Origin of the sequence: Lysobacter sp. (assembly GCA_013141175.1) — a bacterium.
Classification (GTDB): Bacteria; Pseudomonadota; Gammaproteobacteria; order Xanthomonadales; family Xanthomonadaceae; genus Lysobacter_I.
Genome location: JABFRN010000001.1, coordinates 3,968,604 through 3,993,101 on the forward strand (window position 1 = coordinate 3,968,604; position 24,498 = coordinate 3,993,101).

Genomic DNA, 24,498 nt, shown 5'->3' on the forward strand with positions numbered 1-24,498 from the left:
TTGCCAGCCACAACGCGACAAAAATGATTGGTAGCGACCGGATCTTCATTGCGCACACAAAATTGATGCTACAAGGTCAGAAAGCTCTTTTCCCAGTTGATCCTTTTCGCAACCTGATTCGCGCTCTGCAAGAGCCATTGCGAGCTTCATTGCCGCCCCTACTTTTGCGCCGGCAATGTTGCCATTAATCTCTGTATTTCTCTGGGACCAGTTGCCTTTTGTAAACCCTTGTTGAACGTCTTTGAGAGTCCCCAAAAATGCGACGGCGGGATCGCCAGTCATAAGATAGCCGCCAGCTGCTGCATATACATGGCGACCGACAGCGACGCCCTGACCATTTCCAACCAGCGATTCTTTAAAGCCACCCGCACTGGACAGGGGCACGCGCTTACCCCACGCATCGTTATGCATCTGGTTCCCTAGCCTCGTAGGGCGTAACCGCCGAAGGCGATTACGCCATTACGACACACCTGCTGCATCGAATCCCAGTCATGCCAGACACCGGAAAGACGGTGTAATCCGCTTCGCGGGTTACACTCTACGAAATGCGCTGTACGGCCGTTGGCGAGGCTTCAATCATTGCATCTTCTCGTGAGCTTGTGCCATGCACCGGCTCATCGCTAATTCCGTATCCGCAGATGTAATGCACTTAAAATCCTCACGCGTATACGAATGCCCAGATACACAACTCGCAACGGCTTGATTTGGTGGGTCCCCTGCAGTGGGATTTGGTGAGCTGCTTTCCAACAATGAGTTCTTGAATGCCAGCTCACGATCAACTATCAACTGACACTGCTTCGCCGATAAGCCCTCTCTACTGCAGCTCACCAGCGCGCAGAGTATGCTCAGAAGAAAGATCGCAATACCTTTAGTCATTGAAAAGCTCCTATTGACAACCGCAACCACGCCGAATTGCCTCGTTGCCAATCTTCAACACATCTCGAATGTTCTGCTCGTTGACAGATGCGCCTTTCAAGCTGCTGCCATCCACGATGCCTGAGCCGTGGCCTAGCCCGAGCAGATGCCCTGCTTCGTGCGCGAATGTGGAATCCCCCCATTGCCCCGGCGTATACCAAGCACCCCAATTCATATCAGCAGAATGGACCCAAGACGGCTCATTGCCAGACCTCACTGCGATTCCATTCGTTGTTCCTTGATGCCATGTCGATTGCGATGTGACGACCGTCTTGACGTTGAACGAACCAAATTTCCCTGTCCATGCTTGTTGAATGGCATTCGTGATCTGCGCGATTTGCGCCTGCGTTGCGCCTTGGAAGTTGATAGGAATAGCAATGCCGATGTCGTTCCCCTTTTGACAGACATAGCCAACCAATCCAAGTGGATCGATCGACGCGATCGGATTCCCGCCCACATACCCGTACGTACTAATCCCCCCCGCCAGCCCAATCGGATCACTCTGCATATAGCGCCCAATCGTCGGCTCGTAGTCGCGGAAGCCGTTGTGCCATAGATTCGATTCCGCGTCGTAGTACTGGCCGGGAAAACCAAGGTGATAGCCGCCGATCTGATCCAATGCGATTCCGCGCTCGAAAGCACGGTTCGCAGCGCGCCACACGCGCTGCTGGCTGGTGTTGGTCACCATCTCCGGTCGACCAAGGTGGTCGCCATGCACCCAGTACAAGGTGTTGCCTTTGACCAGCCCCACCGGCTGGCCGCCCAGCCACAGATAGCTGGTCCACTGGCTGCCGATGCCGTTTCCGCTGGTGAAACGCTCCGCGAGCATGGTGTTCTGTCCCGCATAGACATAGCGAGTACTGTTGCCGCCGCCCTGGTACTTCAGCACGCGCTGGTCTTGCGCATTGAAACGATAGGTCGCGGTGAAACCATTGCGTGTGTGCGTCTTCGGACGCAGGTAAGCATCGTAAGTCGTGGCGTTGTATTGGCTATCCGCGTCGTGCCAGGCATCGATGTTGCCAACGGCATTGGTGTTGAACCAGCGCGTATTGCCGCCTGTGACTGCAGAGAGCAGACGATGATTGCCGGCCGGATACCCGTAGGTGGTGGGCACGCCATTGTCGTTGCGGCTGGTCCGGTTGCCGACACCGTCATAGCCCATGGTCATGCTGTTGCCGGGCATGATCTGCGAGATGACGCGGCTCATCGCATCATAGGCGTAGTCCTGGGTCAGGCCAGCATCCGCGCCGTTGGTGATCTTGGAGATCTCGTCGTTGGCGTTGTGCTGGTAGTACAGGCCCTGGACGCCATCGGTGTGGATCGCGGTGAGACGGCCGTCCAGGTCGATCGGCGTCAGTCGCTGCAGGTTGTTGCCGTAGGTCCAGTTGCTGATGCCGCCGAAGGGGTGATAGTTGATGGAACCAGCAATGACATTGGAAACGCCGTTCGCCGTGGTGGTGTTCATCAACGTCAACTTGCCGCCGCTGTAGCCATAACCGACGCTGACGCCGCTGGGATAGCTGATGCCCGTGACGCGGCCCACGGTGTCGTAGACATAGCCCGTCCAGTCGTCCGTCGCCAGACCTGCAGTGAAGTCGCGGGTGACCGAAACCTGCCCTTGTGGCGTGTAGCCGTAGTGCCGGGAACCATCGCCATAGTTGGCCTCGCACAGGCGACCTTTGCCGTTCTGACACCAGTCGTAGCCATAGGCACGCCCCTGCAGGCTGGTGCCATACCAGGTCAGGCGGCCAAGGCCGTCGTAGGCGTAAACCAGGCCGGTGCCGTCGGCCCGGCTCATGCTTGTCAGCTGTCCTGCTGCATCGTGCTGGAAGCTACTGACCCCAGTGTCCGGACTGCTCTGCGCCCAGAGTTGACCGAAACCGTCGAAAACGTATGTGGTATTGAGATTGCGCGGGTCGACGACCTTGGTGATGCGATCGTCGGCGTTGTACTCGAAGCGGGTCACGGCATTGAGCGGGTCCGTTGAAGTCGACAGCCGGCCCAGCGCGTCGTAGGTCATGGCCGTGGGCCGATTAGACGAATCGGTGACGGTCTTGACATTGCCGTTGTCGTCGTACGCATAGCGGACGTTCTGGCCGTGATTACCGCGACGCGCGCGGACGCGACCCATCTCGTCGTAATCGACGAAAGCGGTTTGGGTGATCGTCGGCACTTCCACCCAGATCTGTTCTTCCTCCACGCACTCCAATACGCCCTCGATGGTCATCCAGCGCTTGCACTGGGTCTCGAAATGGCCGACAAGCTTGCGGTTGTCGACCCGAGTGACATTGCCCATCAGATCGTAGGTATACAGCTGATCCTCCTTGCTCGCGCCACCGGCGACAGTGCCGTTCGCAGTGCGCCACGTGCGCGTCAGGCGACGCGCTGCGTCATACTCGTAGCTGGTCGTCGCACCGTCTGCAGCAGTCACCGAAGCCAGCAGCCCCTGCGCGTTGTAGGTATTCACCGTGTCCGCAGCGGCTCCCGCGATCCAGCGTCGCAAGGTAGTCATGCGGCCCTGCGCATCGTAGATGATATCCACGATGTCGCCATTGGGGCCTGTGATTCGACCGGGCTGGCCAAGACCATTGTGATTGGAATAGGTCGTCGCATAGCCAAGGCTGTTGGCAATGGACAACATATCGCCGTATGGATTGTAACTGGTGACTACCGCATCGCCGCTACCGGAGATCGGCCCGTCTACGGTCACCGCAGCCAACATACCATTCGCATGTTTGGTATAGGCATACGTGGTGGTACGGGATTGATTGGCGACGCCGCTGGCTGAAAGGTTGGTGATCGTGATCGAGGACACGCGGTTTTCCGCGTCATAGACGATATCGGCGCGTTTCAGGCCTGAAACGACAATGCTCAGGATCCTGTTGCGTGTCGTATCCCAAGTGGAAAGCGTTGTGCGCGCCAGAGGTGTACCGACAGCATCCACCTGTTTTATAAGCTGACCCTTGGCATTGTAATCATAGTCAACAAGATTGCCATTGAAGTCACTGACGATGTCGTCATAGCCATTTGTATCGTAGTTGTACTCTCGATAATTCGCGAAACAATGCGTTGATGCGAACCCATCGACACTCACCGGATTGCCATTTTGAAAGCTGTAACTGGTCTGTTTTCCAAGTGGATTTGTTTCGGTAGTAAACTTCACCCCTTCGCCATTTGCAGCGTATGTAAAGGTGTAGCGGTCTTTACCTCCGCCGTGTTCTGTGCTGATTACTTTTCCGTTGGGACTGTAGTCATACCAGGAGTAACGGACGCCGCCATAGCTTTTACCTGTGAGCGCACCGAGCTGATCGACTTTCTCGTAGTGATAGGCGATGGTCGTCGCCGGGCTTCCTGGTTTTGATGTCGCCGAGAGCAGATGCAGGCCGGCGCCGAAACGGTTCGTCAAATAGGCGTAACCGAAGTAGTTTCCGGCGGGGTCGCGGACGGATGTCAGCTGGCCGCTGGTCCAGATCAGATCGATGTAGCGCCCGGACGTGTGTGTGACCCGGGTCGGGTAGGTGCCGCTGTAGCCGAAGGTCCAGCCGATGCCCTGTTCGTTCCTGATCTCATTCACATAGCCCGCGGACGAGTAACGCTCGACGAAGTTGTCTTCGTTGTAGAGCACATAGCTTCCATCGGACTGCTTTACTATTTTAGCGACCGGCGCAGGCTTTTCTTCATAAAAAATTCCGTCCGATACGTTTCTGAAAAAGCGAAGGCGTTTCCCATCCGGCCGATGCGCCCAGATGACCGTATTGGCACCTATGCCGCATGTACCGCCTCCAGGACGCGGGTAACAGCTGTTGACCTGACTGGTGCCGAAGCTGAGTTTATAGTCGAGGTTGCTCAACCAATGCTTGCCGAATATTCCAACCCCAGCCCATTGACGATTATATGTCCGGGCCAGAGAAAGCCCCATCTCGCCTTGAGAGAAGAAATCGGTTTCTGGATCGATCTTGTTACCTGTCGATAAAACCACCGGGTTGCCGCTGGTGCCATTGCCATTGCTGCCGACGCCATCTGATTCAGTTTCACTGCAATCCTTGTCCTCTTGGCGGGAATCGTCATCGCCATTCTCGACGGATCCACCACCTCCCTCAAATTGGGGGGAAAAGCGAAAGTTCAGAGACATGAGGTAAATCTGTAGATTTGTGTTGCTGACCACTCCACTCCCGACAATCGTCTGGGTGGGCAAATCATCATCATCGGCAAAGGTCATGTTCGGCCACAGGCAACACATGAGCATTCCCGTTAACAACAGTCGCAGTCGCATGCAACGCTTCGGTTGCGAAGCTGAAAGAGGCGGCTCAGTGCTGATCATTTCCATGCGGACCATATGATTTTCCAGATTGTGGATCGATTTCGTGGATCCGATACCGCATATCGCACTTTGACGCTACATGCCGACCAAAACTGCTTTTAACAAGAAATTACATGATCGGTCAAATCGCCGATCCCAATGGCAGAGATGCACCCAGAGCCTCGGAACTCGATATGCGCCGCAGAACCCGAGGCTTTCCTCAGGTCACGAACTGCTCGCTGAGGATGCGCTCTTCGAGATTGTGCTCGGGATCGAACAGCAGGGTCACCATGCGGTCGCGGGATTCACGGATCGCCACTTCCACCACATCGCGGACTTCGTGCGAGTCGGCGGTGGCGCTGACCGGGCGTTTGTAGGTATCGAGCACGCGGAAGCGCACTTCGGTATCGGCCTTGAGCAGCGCGCCGCGCCAACGCCGTGGCCGGAACGGCGCGATCGGCGTCAACGCGATCACGCCGCAGCCCAGGGGCAGGATCGGGCCGTGCGCGGAAAAGTTGTAGGCGGTGCTGCCGGCCGGCGTCGCCACCATCACACCGTCGCAGATCAGCTCGTCGAGGCGCGTCTGGCCATTGAGCTCGATCGAGATGTGCGCGGCCTGGCGGGTCTGGCGCAGCAGCGAGACCTCGTTGTACGCCAGTGATGACACGCTTGCGCCGGATTCGGTGAGTACCTGCATTTCCAGTGGACGCAGCTTGGCGGGCTCCGCGGCGGCGAGGCGTTCGAGCAGATCGCCCGACTCGAACTGGTTCATCAGGAACCCGACCGTGCCGAGCTTCATGCCGAAGACCGGCCGTCCGAAACAACCATGCCGGTGCAGCGTGTGCAGCATGAAACCATCGCCACCGAGCGCGCAGATGATGTCGGCGTCATCCGGTGCGCACTGTCCATGGCGCGCGACCATCGTCGTAAGCGCCGCCTGCGCATCGGCGGTCGTGCTGGCGAGGAAGGCGATCTTCGGCGATGTCGACATGCAAAGTCCTCATGGACGTGTACGGGACCCGTGAATACTGTCACGTCCAGCGGGACGCATACCCACTATCTTCAGCGTTCCCGGCGCTTCAGGCAACGCCGACGCCACGCACGGGACACCTGACCGCATCGGGACGAGACGGCGCCATGCACCTCACCGCTGCCCATCGCTTCATGGAGGAAACACAATGCAGTCGTTCAAACCGCTTGTCGTCGCAGTGCTTGCGACCGTTGCCATCGCTTCCGCACAGGCGGCCGATCCGCCCCGGGCCGAATCGTCGCCCGCCCTGGAATCGAACTGGCTCGACCGCCTCGACACCCGCATCCCGTCTTCGCTGGCGGCGTACATCGTCGTCAACGATCACCCCATGGGCTCGCAGATCCGCATCCACGAAGGCAAGGCGCAGATGCCATCGCCGACATCGGCGATCGTCATCTCCGCGACAGCCTCGGTCAAAGGCATGGACGTCAGCGGCTGGCAGGGCAACGTCAACTGGTCTTCCGCCTACGCCAACGGCGCACGTTTCGCCTATGTCAAAGCGACCGAAGGGACCACCTACACCAATCCCTATTTCGCGCAGCAATACAACGGCTCGTACAACGTCGGCATGATCCGCGGCGCGTACCATTTCGCACTGCCGGGCAATTCCAGCGGCAGCGCGCAGGCGGATCATTTCGTCAATCACGGCGGTGGCTGGTCCGCCGACGGCAAGACCCTGCCCGGCGCGCTGGACATGGAATACAACCCCTACGGCGCGACCTGCTACGGCCTGACCAAGACCGGCATGGCCGCGTGGATCACGTCCTTCAGCAACCGCTATCGCGCCCGCACAGGCCGCTATCCGTCGATCTACACCAGCACCAGCTGGTGGACACAGTGCGTCGGCACTTCGGGCAACTTCAGCGCGACCAGCCCACTGTGGATCGCGCGCTATTCCAGCTCCGTCGGCACGCTGCCGTATGCGTGGACCTACCATACGTTCTGGCAGTTCGCCGATTCGGGCGTTTTCCCGGGCGATCAGAACCTATTCAACGGCGCCTATAGCCGACTGCAGGCGCTGGCGCGCGGCTGAGCGATCGCTGCACTGAAACGCGAACGGCCCCGGAAACCCGGGGCCGTCCTACACGTCATCCGAACAGATCCCGCGCCGATCAAGCCCCTGCCGACAACATCGACAGCCGCCGCACCGCAACCGAAGCGGTCGGATAGTCCAAGGTCTTCTGCGCCGCCAACTCACCCAGCATCGCCAGCGTGAAACGCAGCGAAGCGTCGTCGCGTTCGATCCAGTGCTTGAGCTTGGCGTCGGCGGTCGCGCCGGGCGTGTCGAGCACCTGCATCGTCAGCAGGCGCTGCTGCGCCGCGAGTTCGTCGCGCAGCGAGCCGCGTGCGACCGCATGCCAACGACCGTCGACCGCCAGCGTGTCGATCTGCGCGTACAGCCACGGCAGCTTCAGCGCTTCGCCGAGACGGAAATGCGCCTTCGCGATATCCACCGGCTTGAGCTTGCGCGCACGCGCGACTTCGATGATGTCGCAGCACCATTCGAGATACGGCAGCGCCGCCAGCTGTTTGGCGAGCGATTCCGGCAGCCCCTTGGCTTTCCAGTCGGCATAGCTGGCGTCGTAGGCCGGCCGCATCGTCGGCGGCAGGATGCCCGAACCGGCGCGGATTTCGCGGAAGCCGTCGTGATAGCGCTCGACCGCCGTGGCGATGCCCGGAATCGGGCCCGGGCGCGACAGCAGCCAGCGCGTCATCGAACGCTGCAGATTCCAGATCACCTGCAACGCATCGACCTGCACCGACTCCGGCACCCTGCCGTCGAGTGCATCGATCTGCGCCCACAGATCGCGTGCGTCCAGCGTTTCGCGGGTGATGGTGAAGGCCTTCGCGACTTCGCCCGGGCTGCGGCCGGTGTCCTCGGTCATGCGCAGGATGAAGGTCGCGCCCATGCGGTTGACCAGCGAGTTGGTCACCGCAGTGGCGATGATCTCGCGCTTCAGGCGGTGCTGTTCCATGGCCTTGGCGTATTTCTTCTGCAACGGCCCGGGGAAATAGCGCACCAGCTCCTTCGACAGATACGGGTCTTCCGGCACATCGGAATCGAGCAGTTGCTGGAACAACACGATCTTCGAGTACGACAGCAACACCGACAGCTCCGGCCGGGTCAGGCCGATCCGGCGCGATTTGCGTTCGGCGATCTCGCTGTCGCTGGGCAGGTATTCGATCTGCCGGTCGAGCAGGCCCTGCGATTCGAGGGTACGGATGAAATGCTGCTTGGACCCGAGCCGCGACAGGCTCATCCGCTGCATCAGGCTCAAAGCCTGGTTCTGGCGGTAGTTGTCGTTGAGCACGAGCTGCGCGACTTCGTCGGTCATCGATGCCAGCAGCGCATTGCGCTCGGGCATGGTCAGCTTCTTGCGCTGCACTTCCGCATTGAGCAGGATCTTGATGTTGACTTCGTGATCGGAGGTATCGACGCCCGCCGAATTGTCGATGAAGTCGGTGTTGAGCAGCACCCCGTTGAGCGCGGCGTCGATGCGACCGAGCTGGGTCAGGCCGAGATTGCCGCCCTCGCCCACCACTTTGCAGCGCAGCTCGCCGCCGTTGACGCGCAGGCCGTTGTTGGCGCGATCGCCGACATCGGCATGGGTTTCGCTCGCGGCTTTGACGTAGGTGCCGATGCCGCCGTTCCACAGCAGGTCGACCGGCGCCTTCAGGATCGCATTCATCAGTTCCATCGGGCTCATCGCCGCGACATCCGGCTCGATGCCGAGCACCGCCCTGATCTCCGGCGACAGCGGAATCGACTTGGCCGAGCGCGGATGGATGCCGCCGCCCTTGCTGATCAAGGTCTTGTCGTAGTCGTCCCAACTCGAACGCGGCAGCTTGAACATGCGATCGCGTTCCTTGAACGAGATCGCGGCGTCCGGATTCGGGTCGAGGAAAATGTGGCGGTGATCGAACGCGGCCAGCAGGCGGATGTGCTTCGACAACAGCATGCCGTTGCCGAACACGTCGCCGGACATGTCGCCGATGCCGACGCAGGTGAAATCGGCGGTCTGCGAATCGCGCGCCATCGCGCGGAAGTGGCGCATGACCGATTCCCAACCGCCGCGCGCGGTGATGCCCATGCCCTTGTGGTCGTAACCGACCGAGCCGCCGGACGCGAACGCGTCGTCGAGCCAGAACCCGTGCGCGCGGGCGATGCCGTTGGCGATATCTGAGAACGTCGCGGTGCCCTTGTCGGCGGCGACGACGAGATACGGGTCGTCGCCGTCGTGGCGCACCACGTCATCGGGCGCAACGATCTTGCCGCCGACGATATTGTCGGTGATGTCGAGCAGTCCGTTGATGAAGCGCTTGTAGCAGGCCACGCCTTCGTTGAACCAGGCATCGCGATCGACCGAGGGATCCGGCAGTTGCTTGCAGAAAAAGCCGCCTTTCGAGCCGACCGGCACGATCACGGTGTTCTTCACCATCTGCGCCTTCACCAGGCCCAGCACTTCGGTGCGGAAATCCTCGCGACGGTCGGACCAGCGCAAACCACCGCGCGCGACCGGGCCGAAGCGCAGGTGCACGCCCTCGACGCGCGGGCCGCAGACGAAGATTTCGCGATAGGGGCGCGGCTTCGGCAGGTCGGGTACTTTCGATGCGTCGAATTTGAAGCTGAGGTAATCGGCGGGGCCGCCATCGGCGCGTACGCCGTTCTTGTAACGGATGTAATAGTTGGTGCGCAGCGTCGCCTCGATGACGCTGACGAAACCGCGCAGGATGCGGTCTTCGTCGAGGCTGGACACGCCGTCGAGCAAGGCCTTGATCGCCTGGCGTGTCGCATCCAACTGGGTCTGGCGCTTGCCGGAACGCGCCGCGATCACCGGCTCCACCGCCGTCAACATCGCCGTGTCGTCGCCGGCGAGCGCCGACAGCTGGCGACGGAACAATTCCATGCCGGCCTTGATGTCGGCCTTGCTTTCGGTACCGGTCACCGGATCGAAGCGCGCCTCGAACAGTTCGATCAGCAGGCGGGCGATGATCGGATAGCGCGCGAACGTGCCTTCGACATAGCTCTGCGAGAACGGCACGCCGACCTGCAGCAGATACTTGCAGTAGGCGCGCAGCATCGACACCTGGCGCCACGACAGGTTCGCGGCGAGGATCAGCCGGTTGAAGCCGTCGTTCTCGGCGTTGCCGCGCCAGATCTGTCCGAATGCATCTTCGAAGATCGCATCGAAGTCCTCGACATTGAGATCCGGACGACTGGCTTCGACCTCGAAATCCTGGATGAAGGCCACCTGCTTGCCCTGTCCGGGCGCATCGACTTCAAGCCGGTAGGGGTGCTCGGAAATCACCCGCAGCCCCATGTTCTCCATCATCGGCAACGCGTCGGACAGCGGGATATCGTCGTTGATGCGGTAGAACTTGAAGCGCAGGCCGCCTTCCTGGTCGCGGCACAGGCTCAGGCGCAGATCGTCCTGCGGCGTGAGCGAGGCGATCTGCTCGACATCGTCGGCGGCCACCGCGGCGGACACCTTTTCGATGTAGCCGGCCGGCAGCGCACGCCCGTAACGACTGGCTAGCGCGAGGCCGCGCTCCTCGCCGTGACGCGACACCAGCAGTTCGCGCAGATCGTCCTGCCAGTTGCGGACGATCGCGGAGAGCTTCGCGTCGATCCGCGCGGCGTCGACCTCGACGACTTCGCCTTTGCGCGGACGCACCAGGATGTGCAACTGCGCGAGCGGCGAATCGCCGAGCTGGATGGTGGAATCGACGCGATCGGCGTGCAGCGCGTCCTTCAACATCGCTTCGATCCGCAGCCGGATCTCGGTGTTGTAGCGGTCGCGCGGGATATAGGCCAGCACCGAGTAGAAACGGCTGTAGCGGTCGTGGCGCAGGAACAGACGGCTGCGGACGCGCTCCTGCAGGCTGAGGATGCCGGAGGCGAGCTGGTACAACTCGGGCCCGGTCGACTGGAACAATTCGTCGCGCGGCAGCTTTTCGAGGATATGCCGCAGCGCCTTGCCGCTGTGGCCGGTGGGCTGCAGGCCGGAGGTCCGCATGACGTGATCGTGGCGCTGGCGCACCAGCGGAATCTCCCACGGCCGACGCGTATAGGCGCTGGAGGTGTACAGACCGATGAAACGCTGCTCGGCGATCGCGCGACCCTCGGCGTCGAAACTCAGCACGCCGATGTAGTCCATGTAGCCGGGACGATGCACGGTCGCGCGGGCATTGGTCTTGGTGAGGATCAGCGCATCCGCTGCATTCGACTGCGGCATGGTGTGCGCCGCGAGCGTCGTCAGCTTGCGCGGCTGGCTGCTTTCGCTGGCGCGCAGCAAACCCAGGCCGGTGCCGGCGGTGGCGGCGAGCACGTCTTCCTTGCCCTGCTTGCGGACGCTGTATTCGCGATAGCCCAGGAAGGTGAAGTGGTCGTCGGCGGCCCAGCGCAGGAATTCCTGCGCCTCGCTGCGTGCGGCATCGCTGATCGGCATCTTGCGCTTGCCGAAATCCTCGGTGACATCGAGCATCTTACGGCGCATCGTCGGCCAGTCCTCGACGATGCCGCGCACGTCGGCAAGCACGGTACGGATCGCCGCCTCGATCGCTGCGGCATCGGTCGCGGACTGGCGGTCGATTTCCAGATGCATCATCGATTCGATGCCGCCCTCGCCCACTGCGGTGAGCTTGCCGCTGCGGTCGCGCGTGATCTTGACGATCGGATGCCCCATGACATGCACGCCGACACCGCGTTCGGCCAGCGCCATGATCACCGAATCGACCAGGAACGGCATGTCGTCGTTGACGATCTGCAGCACGGTATGCGGCGACTCCCAGCCCTGCTTCGCCAGCGTCGGATTGAACAGACGCACGCTCGGCGTCCCGGGTTTGCGGTTGCGCGCGAAGTCCAGGAAATCGTTGGCCAGCGCAGCCCAGCCCTCGGCGCCATGCATCGGCAGCTCGTCGTCGGTCATCCGCTGATAGAACGCGCTGGCGAAGGCGCTGGCATCATTTTCCCGGGTCTTGCCGGCGCGCTTGCGGATGGCAGTGAACACCGGATCGAGCAACCCGGTCTCGTCGCGGGTTTTTTGACGTGCGGACGGGCGGCGCGCGGCGGGAACTGGCTTGGTCATGTGCGGATTGTGTCCGTGATGGAGTGGCAAGCGGGATCGCGGCGGGCGATCAGCGCAGACCGGTTTCGTTGCGGGCGATGACCAGACGCTGGATCTCGCTGGTGCCCTCGTAGATTTCGGTGATCTTGGCGTCGCGGAAGTAACGCTCCAGCGGCATCTCCTTCGAGTAGCCCATGCCGCCGTGGATCTGCACCGCCTGATGGGTGATCCACATCGCGGCTTCGGACGACACCAGCTTGGCGATCGCGGCTTCGTTGCCGAAACGCGCACCCCCCTTGTCGAACTCGCCCTTCTGCCACGCCGCACGCAGGGTCAGCAGGGTCGCCGCGTCGAGCTTGCACTTCATGTCGGCGATCTTCGACTGGGTCATCTGGAACGTGCCGATCGGCGCGCCGAAGGCCTTGCGGTCCTTCACGTAGACCAGCGTGGCCTCGTACGCGGCACGGGCGATGCCGATGGCCTGCGAGGCGATGCCGATGCGGCCTGCGTCCAGCACGCTCATCGCGATCTTGAAGCCCTCGCCTTCCTGGCCCAGCACCTCATCGGGCTGTGCGACGTAATCGGCGAATTCGATCTCGCAGGTGGCCGACGCGCGGATGCCGAGCTTGGGCTCGGTCTTGCCGCGGTGGAAACCGGGCTTGGCGGTGTCGATCATGAACGCGGTGATGCCGCGCGCGCCCTTGTCCGGATCGGTCATCGCGAACAGCACGATGTATTTCGCGACCGGGCCGGACGTGATCCAGCTCTTCTTGCCGTTGACGATGTAGGTGCCATCGGCCTGTTTCACCGCCTTGCAGCGCATCGCGGTGGCGTCGGAGCCGGACTGCGGTTCGGTCAGCGCGAACGCGCCGATCTCGCGGCCTTCGGCGATCGCGCGCACGTACAGCTGTTTCTGCGCCTCGGTGCCGAACTTCAATATGCCGTTGCAGAACAGCGAATTGTTCACCGACACGATGGTCGAGTGCGCGGCATCGCCGGCGGCGATCTCGATCATCGCCAGCACATAGCTGATCGGGTCCATGCCGGCGCCGCCGTATTCGGCCGGAACCTCGATGGCCATCAGCCCGTTTTCGCCGAGGGTGCGGATGTTGTCGAGCGGGAATTCGCCGGTGCGGTCGTGGTGCTCGGCGCTGGGCGCGATCTTCTCCTGCGCGATGCGGCGGGCCACGTCCTGGATCATCAACTGCTCTTCGGTGAAGCGAAAGTCCACGGACACACCTCGGTGGGTTTTGAAGGGTATGAAATCGAAACCACAATTGTAGCCGCGCGTGTCGCCGTGCGCGCCTCCCGACCCCGGCGTGCTTGACCATCCCAGCCCCAGCGCACACAATTATCTTTATATCGCGATGGGAAGATATGATGGATCTCGAAGCCTGGTCGGCACGCCTCAAAGTGCTGGCCGACGCCACCCGCGTGCGCCTGCTGGCACTGCTGGAACACGAAGAGCTGACAGTCGCCGAGCTGTCATCGATCACCCGGCTGGCGCAGCCGCGCGTCTCCACGCATCTCGCGCGGCTGAAGGAGGCCGGGCTGGTCCGCGACCGTCGCGCGGGGGTCTCCGCCTATTACCGTTTCGACGAGGCCGCGCTCGATCCCGCGCAGCGCGCGCTGTGGCGGGCTCTGCGCGAAGGCAGCGACGACCCGCTGCTGCGCCAGGATGCCGAACGCATTCCCGGCGTGCTCGCCGCGCGTGCCGCCGACGCCAACTGGGCCGACAGCGTGGCCGGCGACATGGAGCGCCACTACTCGCCCGGCCGTACCTGGGAAGCGCTGGCGCGCTCGGCGCTGCCGCTGCTGGCGCCCGGGCACGTGCTGGATATCGCGTCCGGCGATGGCGTGCTGGCCGAACTGCTGGCGCCGCACGCCCGCGAATACATCTGCATCGACGCCAGCGCGCGCGTGGTCAACGCCGCCACCGAACGCCTGCGCCGCTTCGCGAACGTCCAGGTCCGCGAAGGCGACATGCACGCACTGCCGTTCGCCGACGACCACTTCGATCTGGTGGTGCTGATGCATGCGCTGACCTATTCCACGAAGCCTGCGGTCGCCGTTGCCGAAGCCGCGCGCGTGCTGCGCCCGGGCGGCCGATTGCTGCTGTGCAGTCTCGCCGAACACCCGCACCGCGCAGCGGTCGAGGCATACGGGCACGTCAATCTGGGTTTCGCCGACAAGGCGCTGCGTGCATTCGTCGTGCAGGCGGGGCTGGAGATCGCCACATCCGAAACCGTCACCCGCGAAAAACGCCCACCGCATTTCGAAGTCATTTCCATCATCGGACGAAAGCCATGACCACCTTGCCCTGGCTCGCGCCCGAGCGCGTCGCCAAACTCGAAGCCGCCCTGGCTGCCCGGATTCTTGTGCTCGACGGGGCGATGGGCACCATGATCCAGCGCTACAAGCGGCGACCGCTTCGAGGCGGGTTTCGATGCCCAGGCTTCCGCCGATCACGCGCATGGCGCCGACTGCGGCTGCGCACGCGACCTGAAGGGCAACAACGACCTGCTGGTGATGACGCGGCCCGACGTGATCCGCGAGATCCACGGCGAGTACCTGGCCGCCGGCGCCGACCTGATCGAAACCAACACCTTCAATTCGACCACGATCTCGCTGGCCGACTACGGCCTGGAGCACCTGGCCCGCGAGTTGAACGAAACCGGCGCACGGCTCGCGCGCGAAGCCTGCGACGCCGTCGAAGCCGCCACCCCCGACAAACCGCGCTTCGTCATCGGCGTACTGGGACCGACCAGCCGCACCGCGTCGATCAGCCCGGACGTGAATCGCCCGGGATTCCGCGCGATCTCCTTCGATGAACTGCGCGTGGCCTATCGCGAAGCCACCGACGGCCTGATCGACGGCGGCGCCGATGCGATCATGGTCGAAACCATTTTCGATACGCTCAACGCCAAGGCCGCATTGTTCGCGATCGAAGAAGCCTTCGACGCGCGCGGCGCGCGCCTGCCGATCATGATTTCCGGCACGATCACCGACGCCTCCGGCCGCACCCTGTCCGGACAGACCGCCGAAGCCTTCTGGTATTCGCTGCGCCATGCGCGACCGCTGTCGATCGGCCTGAACTGCGCGCTCGGCGCGAAGGACCTGCGCGCGCACGTCGATATCCTCGCCCAGATCGCCGACGCCCGCGTCAGCACGCATCCCAACGCCGGACTGCCCAACGCATTCGGCGGCTACGACGAAAGCCCAGAAGACATGGCCGCTGTCCTGCACGAATTCGCCGAGGCCGGCCTGCTCAACATCGTCGGCGGCTGCTGCGGCACCACGCCGGCGCATATCCGTGCGATCGGCGATGCAGTGGCCGGACTGCCGCCACGGGCGCTGCCCTCGACCAACGAAGCCGAAGCCGCATGACGACGACCGTAGACACCGCAGACGCCGCAGACACCGCGATCCGCTACACCCGGCTGAGCGGTCTGGAACCGCTGGTGATCACCCCGGAAACGAACTTCGTCAACGTCGGCGAACGCACCAATGTCACCGGCTCGGCGCAATTCAAGAAGTTGATCCTCGAAGGCCGCTTCGACGAAGCCGTGGTCGTTGCGCGCCAGCAGGTGGAAAACGGCGCACAGGTGCTCGACGTCAACATGGACGAGGGCATGCTCGATTCCGAAAAGGCGATGGTCGATTACCTGAACCTGATCGCCGCCGAGCCCGACATCGCGCGCATTCCGGTGATGGTGGACAGTTCGAAGTTCAGCGTCATTGAAGCCGGCCTGAAATGCCTGCAGGGCAAAGGCATCGTCAATTCGATCTCGATGAAGGAAGGCGAAGCCGAATTCCTGCGCCAGGCGCGGCTGGTGCGCCGCTACGGCGCGGCGGTGGTGGTCATGGCCTTCGACGAACAGGGCCAGGCCGACACCATCGCGCGCAAGGTCGATATCTGCTCGCGCGCCTACGCGCTGCTGACCGGGACGATCGGCTTTCCGCCGGAAGACATCATCTTCGACCCGAACGTGTTCGCGGTCGCGACCGGCATCGAGGAACACAACGATTACGCGGTCGCCTTCATCGAGGCTGCGCGCGAACTCAAGCGCCGCTTCCCGCTGAGCCATGTTTCCGGCGGCGTCTCCAACGTCTCGTTCTCGTTCCGCGGCAACGAAGCGGTGCGCCAGGCCATTCACGTGGTCTTTCTGTACCACGCCATCAAGGCCGGCATGGACATGGGCATCGTCAACGCCGGCGCGCTGCCGCTGTACGACGATCTGGAAGCCGATCTGCGCGAACGCGTCGAGGATGTGGTGCTCAACCGGCGCGCGGATTCGACCGAACGCCTGCTGGACATCGCCGACCGCTTCAAGGGCAAGAAGGGCGAGAAACGCGTCGAGGACCTGCGCTGGCGCGACAAACCGGTGGGTGAGCGGCTGTCGCACGCGCTGGTCCACGGCATCGACCAGTACATCGAAACCGATACCGAAGAAGCGCGCGCGCAATCCTCGCGCCCGCTCGATGTCATCGAAGGTCCGCTGATGTCAGGCATGAACGTGGTCGGCGATCTGTTCGGCGCCGGCAAGATGTTCCTGCCGCAGGTGGTGAAATCGGCGCGGGTGATGAAAAAAGCGGTCGCGCATCTGCTGCCCTACATCGAGGCCGAAAAGCTGCGCACCGGCGACGCCGGCAAGAACAACGGCAAGATCATCATGGCGACGGTGAAGGGCGACGTGCACGACATCGGCAAGAACATCGTCGGCGTGGTGTTGGCCTGCAACAATTTCGAGGTGATCGATCTGGGCGTGATGGTGCCGGCGCAGATCATCCTGGACCGCGCCCGCGAGGAGAATGCGGACCTGATCGGCCTGTCCGGCCTGATCACGCCGTCGCTGGAGGAAATGACCCACGTCGCCCGCGAAATGCAGCGCCAGGGCCTGACCATGCCGCTGATGATCGGCGGCGCCACCACCTCGCGCGCGCACACCGCGTTGAAGATCGACCCGCACTACAAATCGCCGACCGTGTGGGTGAAGGACGCCTCGCGCGCCGTGGGCGTCGCGCAGTCGCTGATCTCGAAGGAACTGCGCGAGGCCTTCGTCGCCGCCAACGACAGCGATTACGCCGAGATCCGCGAGCGCCACAAACATCGCGGCGACGCCAAGCGCCTGGTGTCCCTGGCCAAGGCGCGCGCGCAGCGTTTCGACGGCGGCTGGGCCGATTACGCGCCGCCCGTACCGAAGCAGCCGGGCCTGACCGTGTTCGACGACTATCCTTTGGCGGAACTGGTCGAATACATCGACTGGACGCCGTTCTTCAACACCTGGGAACTGGCCGGAAAATATCCGGCGATCCTCGACGACGCCGTCGTCGGCACGCAGGCGCGCGAGCTGTTCCGCGATGCGCGGACGATGCTCAAGCGCATCGTCGACGAACGATGGCTGACCGCGAAGGGCGTGTTCGGGCTGTGGCCGGCGAACAGCGTTGGGGATGACGTCGTCGTCAAGCTCGGCGATGGCGGCGCGCAGACGCTGCACTTCCTGCGCCAGCAGGTCGACAAACCCGTCGACCGGCCGGATTTCTGCCTCGCCGATTTCATCGTCCCGCAGGACAGCGGCAGGCAGGACTGGATCGGCGCGTTCGCGGTGACCACGGGCATCGGCATCGACGCCCACGTGGCCCGCTTCGAGGCCGATCACGACGACTACAACGCGATCCTGCTGAAGTCGCTGGCCGACCGCCTCGCCGAAGCCTTCGCCGAGCGTCTGCACCAGCGCGTGCGCAAGGAATTCTGGGGCTTCGCCAGCGACGAAACGCTCGACAACACTGCGCTGATCGCCGAGCGCTATCGCGGCATCCGCCCTGCCCCGGGGTATCCGGCCTGTCCCGAACACAGCGAGAAAGGCACGCTGTTCGATCTGCTCGATGCACCCGTCCATGCCGGCATGTCGCTGACCGAAAGCTTCGCGATGCTGCCGACCGCAGCGGTGTCCGGCTACTACTTCAGCCATCCCGACAGCCAGTACTTCGTGGTCGGCCGGGTCTCGAAGGAACAGGTCGAGGACTACGCGAAGCGCAAGGGTGTGGCCTTCGCCCAGGCCGAACGCTGGCTCGCGTCTAATCTGGATTACGATCCGGAGTGAACGGGCGGCGGATGCGCAGTCCGCCTCCGGATTGTCCCTCTTGACCGACAGACTCGTCTTCTCCCACGCCAACGGTTTTCCGCTGCCGGTGTATCGCCGGCTGCTGGAGGCGCTGCGCCCGGAGTTCGACGGCATCGGCATGCTGCGCTTCGGCCACGATCCCAGCCGCCCGGTCACCACCGGCTGGCCGTATCTGGTCGATGAACTGGTCGAATTCGTCCACGCACAGCCTGCTCACGGCGGCAGGACCTGGCTGGTCGGGCATTCGCTGGGCGGCTATCTCAGCGTATTGGCCGCACAGCGCCTGCAGACCCGCGTCGCGGGCATCGTCCTGCTGGATTCGCCGCTGATCTCCGGGGTCACGGCAGGTGCGCTGCGGCTGGGACGGATGATGGGCCTCGACCGGCTGGTGATGCCGCTGCAGCAGACCCTGCAGCGCCGCCAGCACTGGCCCGACGCCGACGCGGCGCACGCGCATTACGCCGCCAAAGCGGTGTTCGCGCGCTGGGACCCGCGCGTGCTGCGCGACTATGCCGACCATTGCACCGTGCCCGACGGTCGCGGCGAGCGCACGCTGCTGTTCGATCGCGGCGTCGAATACCGTATCTACCGCTCGCTGCCGACCGCGCGCGTCGCCGCCGCAGCGTCGACACTCGACGTGCCGGCCGCGTTCATCGGCGGACGCCAGTCGCGCGAACTGCGCCACATCGGCCTGGGCGCGACCCGGGCGCTGGTCGGTCCGCGTTTCGCCTGGACCGAGGGCAGCCATCTGTTTCCGATGGAAGCGCCGGACGAAACCGCGCGACTGATCCGTGCGGCCATCGATACGATGGGCAAGACAATGAATACTGGAGAATCGGAATGAGCGACGACAGCGACGACAGTACCGACGAAAGCGGCAGCACCACCGGCAACGCCGATTTCCTGCTCCGCCATGCCGCGCCCGGCCGGATCGGCCTGGTCTCGGGCGGCGACGTGATCAGCGACCTGATCCGCAAGGCGCAGGCGCCATTGACCCGCGATGGCCACCGCAGCTTCTGGTCGCATGCCTTCCTCTTCAGCGAACGCCGCAGCGACGGCCAATGGTGGGTGATCGAATCGGACCTGGACCTGCGCTACAAACAGATGCGGCTCGGCGTGCAGGAGAACCGCATCGAGCGTTATTTCGACGCCGAAGCGTTCCCGAACATCGCGGTGCTGGATTTCGGGCTCGACGATGCGCAGACCCGCCGGGTCGTGACCGCCGGGCTGGACCTGCTCTCGGGCCTGACCAGTTATTCGCTGAGCGAACTCATCGGCACGATGTTCGCGATGCACAGCCGTCGTCTGCGCAAGCGCGACAATCTGCTCGCGAAGGAAGGCGCGCTGTACTGTTCGGCGATGGTCCAGCACTGCTACGCCGCAGCGGGCATCCATCTGCTGCCGGGCGTGTCGGGCAAGAACCTGGCGCCGCACGATATCGCCGACTCGCCGCTGCCGCATCGCGCGCATCGGCTGGTGCGGGACCTGGGCGTCTCGCGGCTGCGCGAATTCGCGCACAACGCCGAAGCGTTGTTGGCGACGCCGGTGGATGAGCTGTTTGATTGAGCCCCATGAAAGCCGGTCGCGCCGGGTCTACGCCTGAATACCGGTTGTGGTGGCCGAGGCGGTTACGGATGGGAAGTAGAGACCGGGGCCGGTTTTCAACAGCCGGATGGCTGGTCAGCCCCTCCTACAATCTCTCCTGCACCATCACCAGACCAGATCGTCGGGCACCTGGTATTGCGGATCGGCGTACGGGTCGTCGCCGGCCGGTGCGTTCGGGTCGACTTTCAACGCTACCGCCTGCGCGAACAGCGCCTCGGCCTGCGCCAGCACGTCCACCGTGACCAGCAGATAACGTCCGTCGAGCTGGACCACGCCCAATTCGCCCGCGTTGAGCGCTTTCAATTGATCGGCGTTGACGTAGATGCGCTTGATCCTGGTGCCGTATTCGAAATGGCGGGCGATATCCGCCGCCGGGTCGTTCAGGCCCTTGTCCTTGAGGAGTTCGGCCAGTTTCGCCTTGGCTTCGCGACGCAGCCGCGCTTCTTCCTGTTTCACGCGCTCGGCTTCGATCCGTTCTTCCTTCTCGCGCTGGGCGCGGATGGCGTAGGCCTTGGCCAGATCCATCTCTTCCTGGGTGCGCGGCGGCTTGCGCCCTTGCGGCTGCACGCCCGCATTCTGCGGACGCCCTGTTTGCGGGCGTGCTGTCTGCGGTTGCGCGGTTTGCGGCTGCACGCCCGGTCCGGAACGCGGGCGGTCGCGGCGCGGATGACCGTCCGCCGGTCTGGAACCGGGTTTCGCACCGGGCTTCGCAGCCTGATGCGCGCGCGGATTCGCGCCCGCAGCCGGATCGCGACGGTGATGCTCCTGGGCCGGGCGCGCCGGCGGCTTCTCGGGTTTCGGTGCAGGCTTGAAGCCCAGGCCCAGCAGCTGGTCGCGAAGGGAATCACTCATCACAGCGTGCTCATGTCAGCGTACTCATGTCGGCGTGCTCGAAGTCGTCGGATCAGTAGTGCGGCGGGGGCGGCTCTTCGGCCGGATCGGCCATCAGATCGCCACGATGGAGTTTGACTTCCTCGAGCACGCGGCGCAGCAGATCGGCGCTGCGCGCGGCTTCATTGCGCAGTTCGGCGAGCGCGTCGCTGAGTTCCGCCATCGCGTGTTCCTGGAACGCCAGGCGCGTTTCCAGTTCGACGACGCGTCCCTGCAGCGCATCCGTGTCCTGCGCGGCGGTCATCTCAATGCGCCCGGATCGAGCGACCGCGCCCGATGCCGTAATAGGCCACGCCACTGGCTTCGATGTCGGCCGGGTCGTACAGATTGCGTCCGTCGAACACCACCGCATCCTTGAGCGTGCGCTGCAGCTTGGCGAAATCCGGGCTGCGGAATTGTTTCCATTCGGTCACCACCACCAGCGCGTCGGCGCCCTGCAGTGCGTCGGGTGCGTGTTCGCACAGGGTCAGGTCGTCGCGCTCGCCGAAGATGCGCTGCGCCTCGTGGGTGGCTTCGGGATCGAACGCGCGCACCTTGGCGCCGGCATCCCAGAGCAGTTGCAGCAGGCGACGGCTGGAGGCTTCGCGCATATCGTCGGTATTCGGCTTGAACGCCAGGCCCCACACCGCGAAGGTCTTGCCGCGAAGCGCCGCTTCGCCGCCGTAGTGGCGGACGATCAGCTCGAACAGATGCGCTTTCTGGCGGTGGTTGACCGATTCCACCGCGTCCAGCAATTCGGCGCGATAGCCGTTCTGCTGCGCGGTGCGCGCCAATGCCTGCACATCTTTCGGAAAACACGAGCCGCCGTAACCGGCGCCCGGATAGATGAAATGCCAGCCGATGCGCGGATCGGAACCGATGCCCTGCCGCACCATTTCGATATCGGCGCCGACTTTCTCGGCGATATTGGCGATCTCGTTCATGAAGCTGATCTTGGTCGCCAGCATCGCGTTCGCGGCGTACTTGGTCAACTCGGCCGAACGCACGTCCATCACCACGATGCGCTCGTGGTTGCGATTGAACGGCGCGTACAACCGCTTGAGTTTCTCGATCGCGACCGCGCTGTCGGCGCCGATCACGATACGATCCGGACGCATGCAGTCTTCGACCGCCGCGCCTTCTTTCAGGAATTCGGGATTGGAGACGACGTCGTAGGCCACATCCGCGCCGCGCGCAGCCATCGCCGACGCGATCGTCGCGCCGACCTTGTCGGCGGTGCCCACCGGTACGGTGGATTTGTCCACGACGACGGCCGGGCGCTGCAGATGCGTGCCGATCGTGTTCGCCACCGCGAGCACGTACTGCAGATCGGCGCTGCCGTCCTCGTCGGGCGGCGTACCGACAGCGATGAAGATCACGTCGCCGTGCGCGATTGCCTTGGCGGCATCGGTGGTGAATTCGAGACGGCCCTCGGCATGGTTCGCCTTGACCATCGGTTCCAGGCCGGGCTCGTAGATCGGGATGATGCCGCGACACAGGCCATCGATCTTGGCGGCGTCGATATCGACGCAAACCACTTCGTGCCCGACTTCGGCGAGACAGGTTCCGGTGACCAGACCGACATAGCCGGTGCCGAAGATGGTGACGCGCATGCGGGCCTCGCAGTGATCTTCAATTCGACGATGCGCCGCCCATGCAGGCGGCGCATCGCATGGTCATGCCGACAAGCAGGTTACTGCTTGTCGATTACTGCTTGACGATCTCGAGCAGCTCGACTTCGAACACCAGGGTGCTGTTCGGCGGGATCGGGCCGCCCGGCGTGCCTTCGGCGCCGTAGCCGAGCTTGGCCGGAATCCACAGCTTGTACTTGCTGCCCACCGGCATCAGCTGCAGCGCTTCGGTCCAACCCGGCACCACCGAATTGAGCACGAACTGCGCCGGCTCCTTGCGATCGTAGGAACTGTCGAACTTGGTGCCGTCGAGCAGGGTGCCGGTGTAATGGACCTTGACCGAATCGGAGGCCTTCGGCTTCGGGCCGCCCTTGCCTGCGGTGATGATCTGGTACTGAAGACCCGATGCGGTGGTGGTCACGCCCGGCTTCTTGCCGTTGTCGGCCAGGAAGGTCGCTTCGGCAGCGATGTTCTTCTTGCCCAGCGCTTCCATCTCGGCCTGCTTCTTGGCCATTTCTTCCTGCTGCTTGGCCTGCATCTTCTGGGCGAAGCCCTGCATGACCTTCGCCGCCTGCTCGTCGTTCAACAGCGGCTTCTTGTCGCCGAACACGTCGTTGATCGCGCGCTGCAGCGTGGCCATATCGACTTCGTCTTTCATCGGCTTGAGCGATTTGCCGATATCCATGCCGATCATGTAGCTGACCTGGTGCTTCTCGGTCGGCAGGCCTTCGATCTTGTCGGCGCCGTCGGTCTTCTTGCCGGCTTCATCGGCCTTCGCGTCGCCAGCGGCGGCATCCTTGTCGATCGGTTTGCAGGCGGCCAGCGCCAGGGCGCACGAGGCCGTGGCCACGGCGAGGGTCAGGTTACGCGAGAGTTTCATCTAACAGGGCTCCTGGTGGGTACGCGCCGCCGGTGCGGCACGGAAATAAAGCGGGGGATGGTCTGGGGGATATGGATCAAAGCACGTCGAGCAGTTCGACGTCGAACACGAGGGTCGCGTTGGGGCCGATGCTGGGCGGGCTGCCGCGTTCGCCGTAGGCGATCGACGCCGGAATCCAGAAACGGTACTTGGCGCCGACCGGCATCAGCGCGACGCCCTCGGTCCAACCGGCGATCACCTGGTTCAGCGCGAATTCGGCCGGTTGGCCGCGCTCATAGGAACTGTCGAACACGGTGCCGTCGAGCAGCGTGCCCTGATAGTTCACCCGGACCTGATCGCTCGGACGCGGACGCGCGCCAGTCCCTTGGCGCAGCACCATGTACTGCAGCCCGGACGCGGTAGCGATCACGCCCTTGACCGTCTTGTTCTTCGTGAGGAAGGCGGTGCCATCCTCCAGATTCTTGCGCGCGGCGTCGGCCAGGCGGGCTTCCTCGCGGGCCTGCATGCGCTTGGAGAACGCTTCGCGCACCTGGTCCATGTCCGCATCGGTCATCAGCGACTTGCCGGACGCCATCAGCGTGCGCATCGCCTGCAGGAACACCGGCAGATCGATCTCGTCCTTGATCGGTGCGAGCGAGCGGCCCACGTCGGTACCGATCATGAAGCCGACTTTGTCCTTCGCCACTGCCGGCGGCTTGGTGCCGGGTGCGACACCCGGAGCGGACTTGCCGGTACGCTCGCCGATGCGCTGCATCAGGGCGCTGCCGACGGTGCGCGATTCCTCATCCGTCAACAGCGGCTTGCCGCCTGCGAATGCGTTCTTGACCGCGCGCTCGAACGCGGCGAGATCGAGATCCGGACCGACCGCCGAAATCGAACGGCCGACATCGGCGCCGATCATGTAACTGACTTTTTCGCGATCCGTCGTCGGTGCGGACGCGGTCTGCGCGGCAGTGTTCTGCGCTTGCGCAGATGCCGCGACCAACAGCGTCGCTGCCGCCATCCATGCGGCCAGGCCGCGAAAACGAGCACTCATCGATGTCTCCAGAATAAGGGGGCCGAAGTGGCGATCGG

The 24,498-nt window shown here is 63.4% G+C and carries 15 protein-coding genes and 1 pseudogene; 6 read left to right on the forward strand and 10 right to left on the reverse strand.

Annotated features, from left to right (window positions below; translation table 11 throughout):
- Positions 1 to 45: 45 nt before the first annotated feature.
- The 3 genes from HOP03_17290 to HOP03_17300 all read right to left on the reverse strand — a co-directional run bounded on the left by HOP03_17290 (position 46) and on the right by HOP03_17300 (position 6,206).
- Positions 46 to 411: a hypothetical protein gene (locus tag HOP03_17290; protein NOT89911.1), complete on the reverse strand. Its 366-nt coding sequence runs from the start codon at positions 409 to 411 to the stop codon at positions 46 to 48.
- A 475-nt stretch (positions 412 to 886) separates the two neighbouring features.
- Positions 887 to 5,134, reverse strand: a complete 4,248-nt coding sequence (locus HOP03_17295; GenBank protein ID NOT89912.1) for an RHS repeat protein — start codon at positions 5,132 to 5,134, stop codon at positions 887 to 889.
- Between the two features lie 301 nt (positions 5,135 to 5,435).
- Entirely contained in the window at positions 5,436 to 6,206 is a 771-nt protein-coding gene (locus HOP03_17300; GenBank protein NOT89913.1) for an NAD kinase, read from the reverse strand.
- Between the two features lie 187 nt (positions 6,207 to 6,393).
- On the opposite strand from HOP03_17300, the gene HOP03_17305 reads away from it, so the two are divergent.
- Entirely contained in the window at positions 6,394 to 7,278 is an 885-nt protein-coding gene (locus tag HOP03_17305; GenBank protein ID NOT89914.1) for a lysozyme, read from the forward strand.
- A gap of 79 nt (positions 7,279 to 7,357) precedes the next feature.
- Here HOP03_17305 and HOP03_17310 read toward each other — a convergent pair whose 3' ends face one another.
- Positions 7,358 to 12,334 carry an NAD-glutamate dehydrogenase gene (locus HOP03_17310; protein NOT89915.1) on the reverse strand — a complete coding sequence of 1,659 codons (4,977 nt, stop codon included), beginning with the start codon at positions 12,332 to 12,334 and terminating at the stop codon, positions 7,358 to 7,360.
- A gap of 49 nt (positions 12,335 to 12,383) precedes the next feature.
- On the reverse strand, positions 12,384 to 13,544 hold the full coding sequence (locus tag HOP03_17315; protein ID NOT89916.1) for an acyl-CoA dehydrogenase: 1,161 nt from the start codon (positions 13,542 to 13,544) through the stop codon (positions 12,384 to 12,386).
- 149 nt (positions 13,545 to 13,693) lie between these two features.
- On the opposite strand from HOP03_17315, the gene HOP03_17320 reads away from it, so the two are divergent.
- The 5 genes and pseudogenes from HOP03_17320 to HOP03_17340 all read left to right on the forward strand — a co-directional run bounded on the left by HOP03_17320 (position 13,694) and on the right by HOP03_17340 (position 20,004).
- Entirely contained in the window at positions 13,694 to 14,623 is a 930-nt protein-coding gene (locus HOP03_17320; protein ID NOT89917.1) for a metalloregulator ArsR/SmtB family transcription factor, read from the forward strand.
- Positions 14,620 to 15,700 (forward strand): annotated as a pseudogene (locus HOP03_17325) (5-methyltetrahydrofolate--homocysteine methyltransferase). The gene HOP03_17320 and the pseudogene HOP03_17325 overlap by 4 nt, the downstream one beginning before the upstream one ends.
- On the forward strand, positions 15,697 to 18,417 hold the full coding sequence (gene metH / locus HOP03_17330) for a methionine synthase (GenBank protein NOT89918.1): 2,721 nt from the start codon (positions 15,697 to 15,699) through the stop codon (positions 18,415 to 18,417). The pseudogene HOP03_17325 and the gene metH overlap by 4 nt, the downstream one beginning before the upstream one ends.
- 40 nt (positions 18,418 to 18,457) lie before the next feature.
- On the forward strand, positions 18,458 to 19,282 hold the full coding sequence (locus HOP03_17335; protein ID NOT89919.1) for an alpha/beta hydrolase: 825 nt from the start codon (positions 18,458 to 18,460) through the stop codon (positions 19,280 to 19,282).
- Positions 19,279 to 20,004 (forward strand): hypothetical protein, encoded by a 726-nt coding sequence (locus tag HOP03_17340; protein NOT89920.1) that lies wholly within the window; start codon positions 19,279 to 19,281, stop codon positions 20,002 to 20,004. Before HOP03_17335 ends, HOP03_17340 begins: the two co-directional genes overlap by 4 nt.
- Before the next feature lie 144 nt (positions 20,005 to 20,148).
- Here HOP03_17340 and HOP03_17345 read toward each other — a convergent pair whose 3' ends face one another.
- The 5 genes from HOP03_17345 to HOP03_17365 form a co-directional block, all read right to left on the reverse strand.
- Positions 20,149 to 20,895: a DUF2058 family protein gene (locus HOP03_17345; protein ID NOT89921.1), complete on the reverse strand. Its 747-nt coding sequence runs from the start codon at positions 20,893 to 20,895 to the stop codon at positions 20,149 to 20,151.
- A 52-nt stretch (positions 20,896 to 20,947) separates the two neighbouring features.
- Positions 20,948 to 21,178: a hypothetical protein gene (locus HOP03_17350; GenBank protein ID NOT89922.1), complete on the reverse strand. Its 231-nt coding sequence runs from the start codon at positions 21,176 to 21,178 to the stop codon at positions 20,948 to 20,950.
- A 1-nt stretch (position 21,179) separates the two neighbouring features.
- A complete protein-coding gene (locus HOP03_17355; GenBank protein ID NOT89923.1) occupies positions 21,180 to 22,526 on the reverse strand; it encodes a UDP-glucose/GDP-mannose dehydrogenase family protein in 1,347 nt (448 codons plus the stop codon).
- A gap of 94 nt (positions 22,527 to 22,620) precedes the next feature.
- On the reverse strand, positions 22,621 to 23,424 hold the full coding sequence (locus HOP03_17360) for an FKBP-type peptidyl-prolyl cis-trans isomerase (protein ID NOT89924.1): 804 nt from the start codon (positions 23,422 to 23,424) through the stop codon (positions 22,621 to 22,623).
- 76 nt (positions 23,425 to 23,500) lie between these two features.
- The gene (locus HOP03_17365; protein ID NOT89925.1) at positions 23,501 to 24,460 is read right to left on the reverse strand and encodes an FKBP-type peptidyl-prolyl cis-trans isomerase; all 960 of its coding nucleotides are present in this window, start codon (positions 24,458 to 24,460) and stop codon (positions 23,501 to 23,503) included.
- Positions 24,461 to 24,498: the final 38 nt, after the last annotated feature.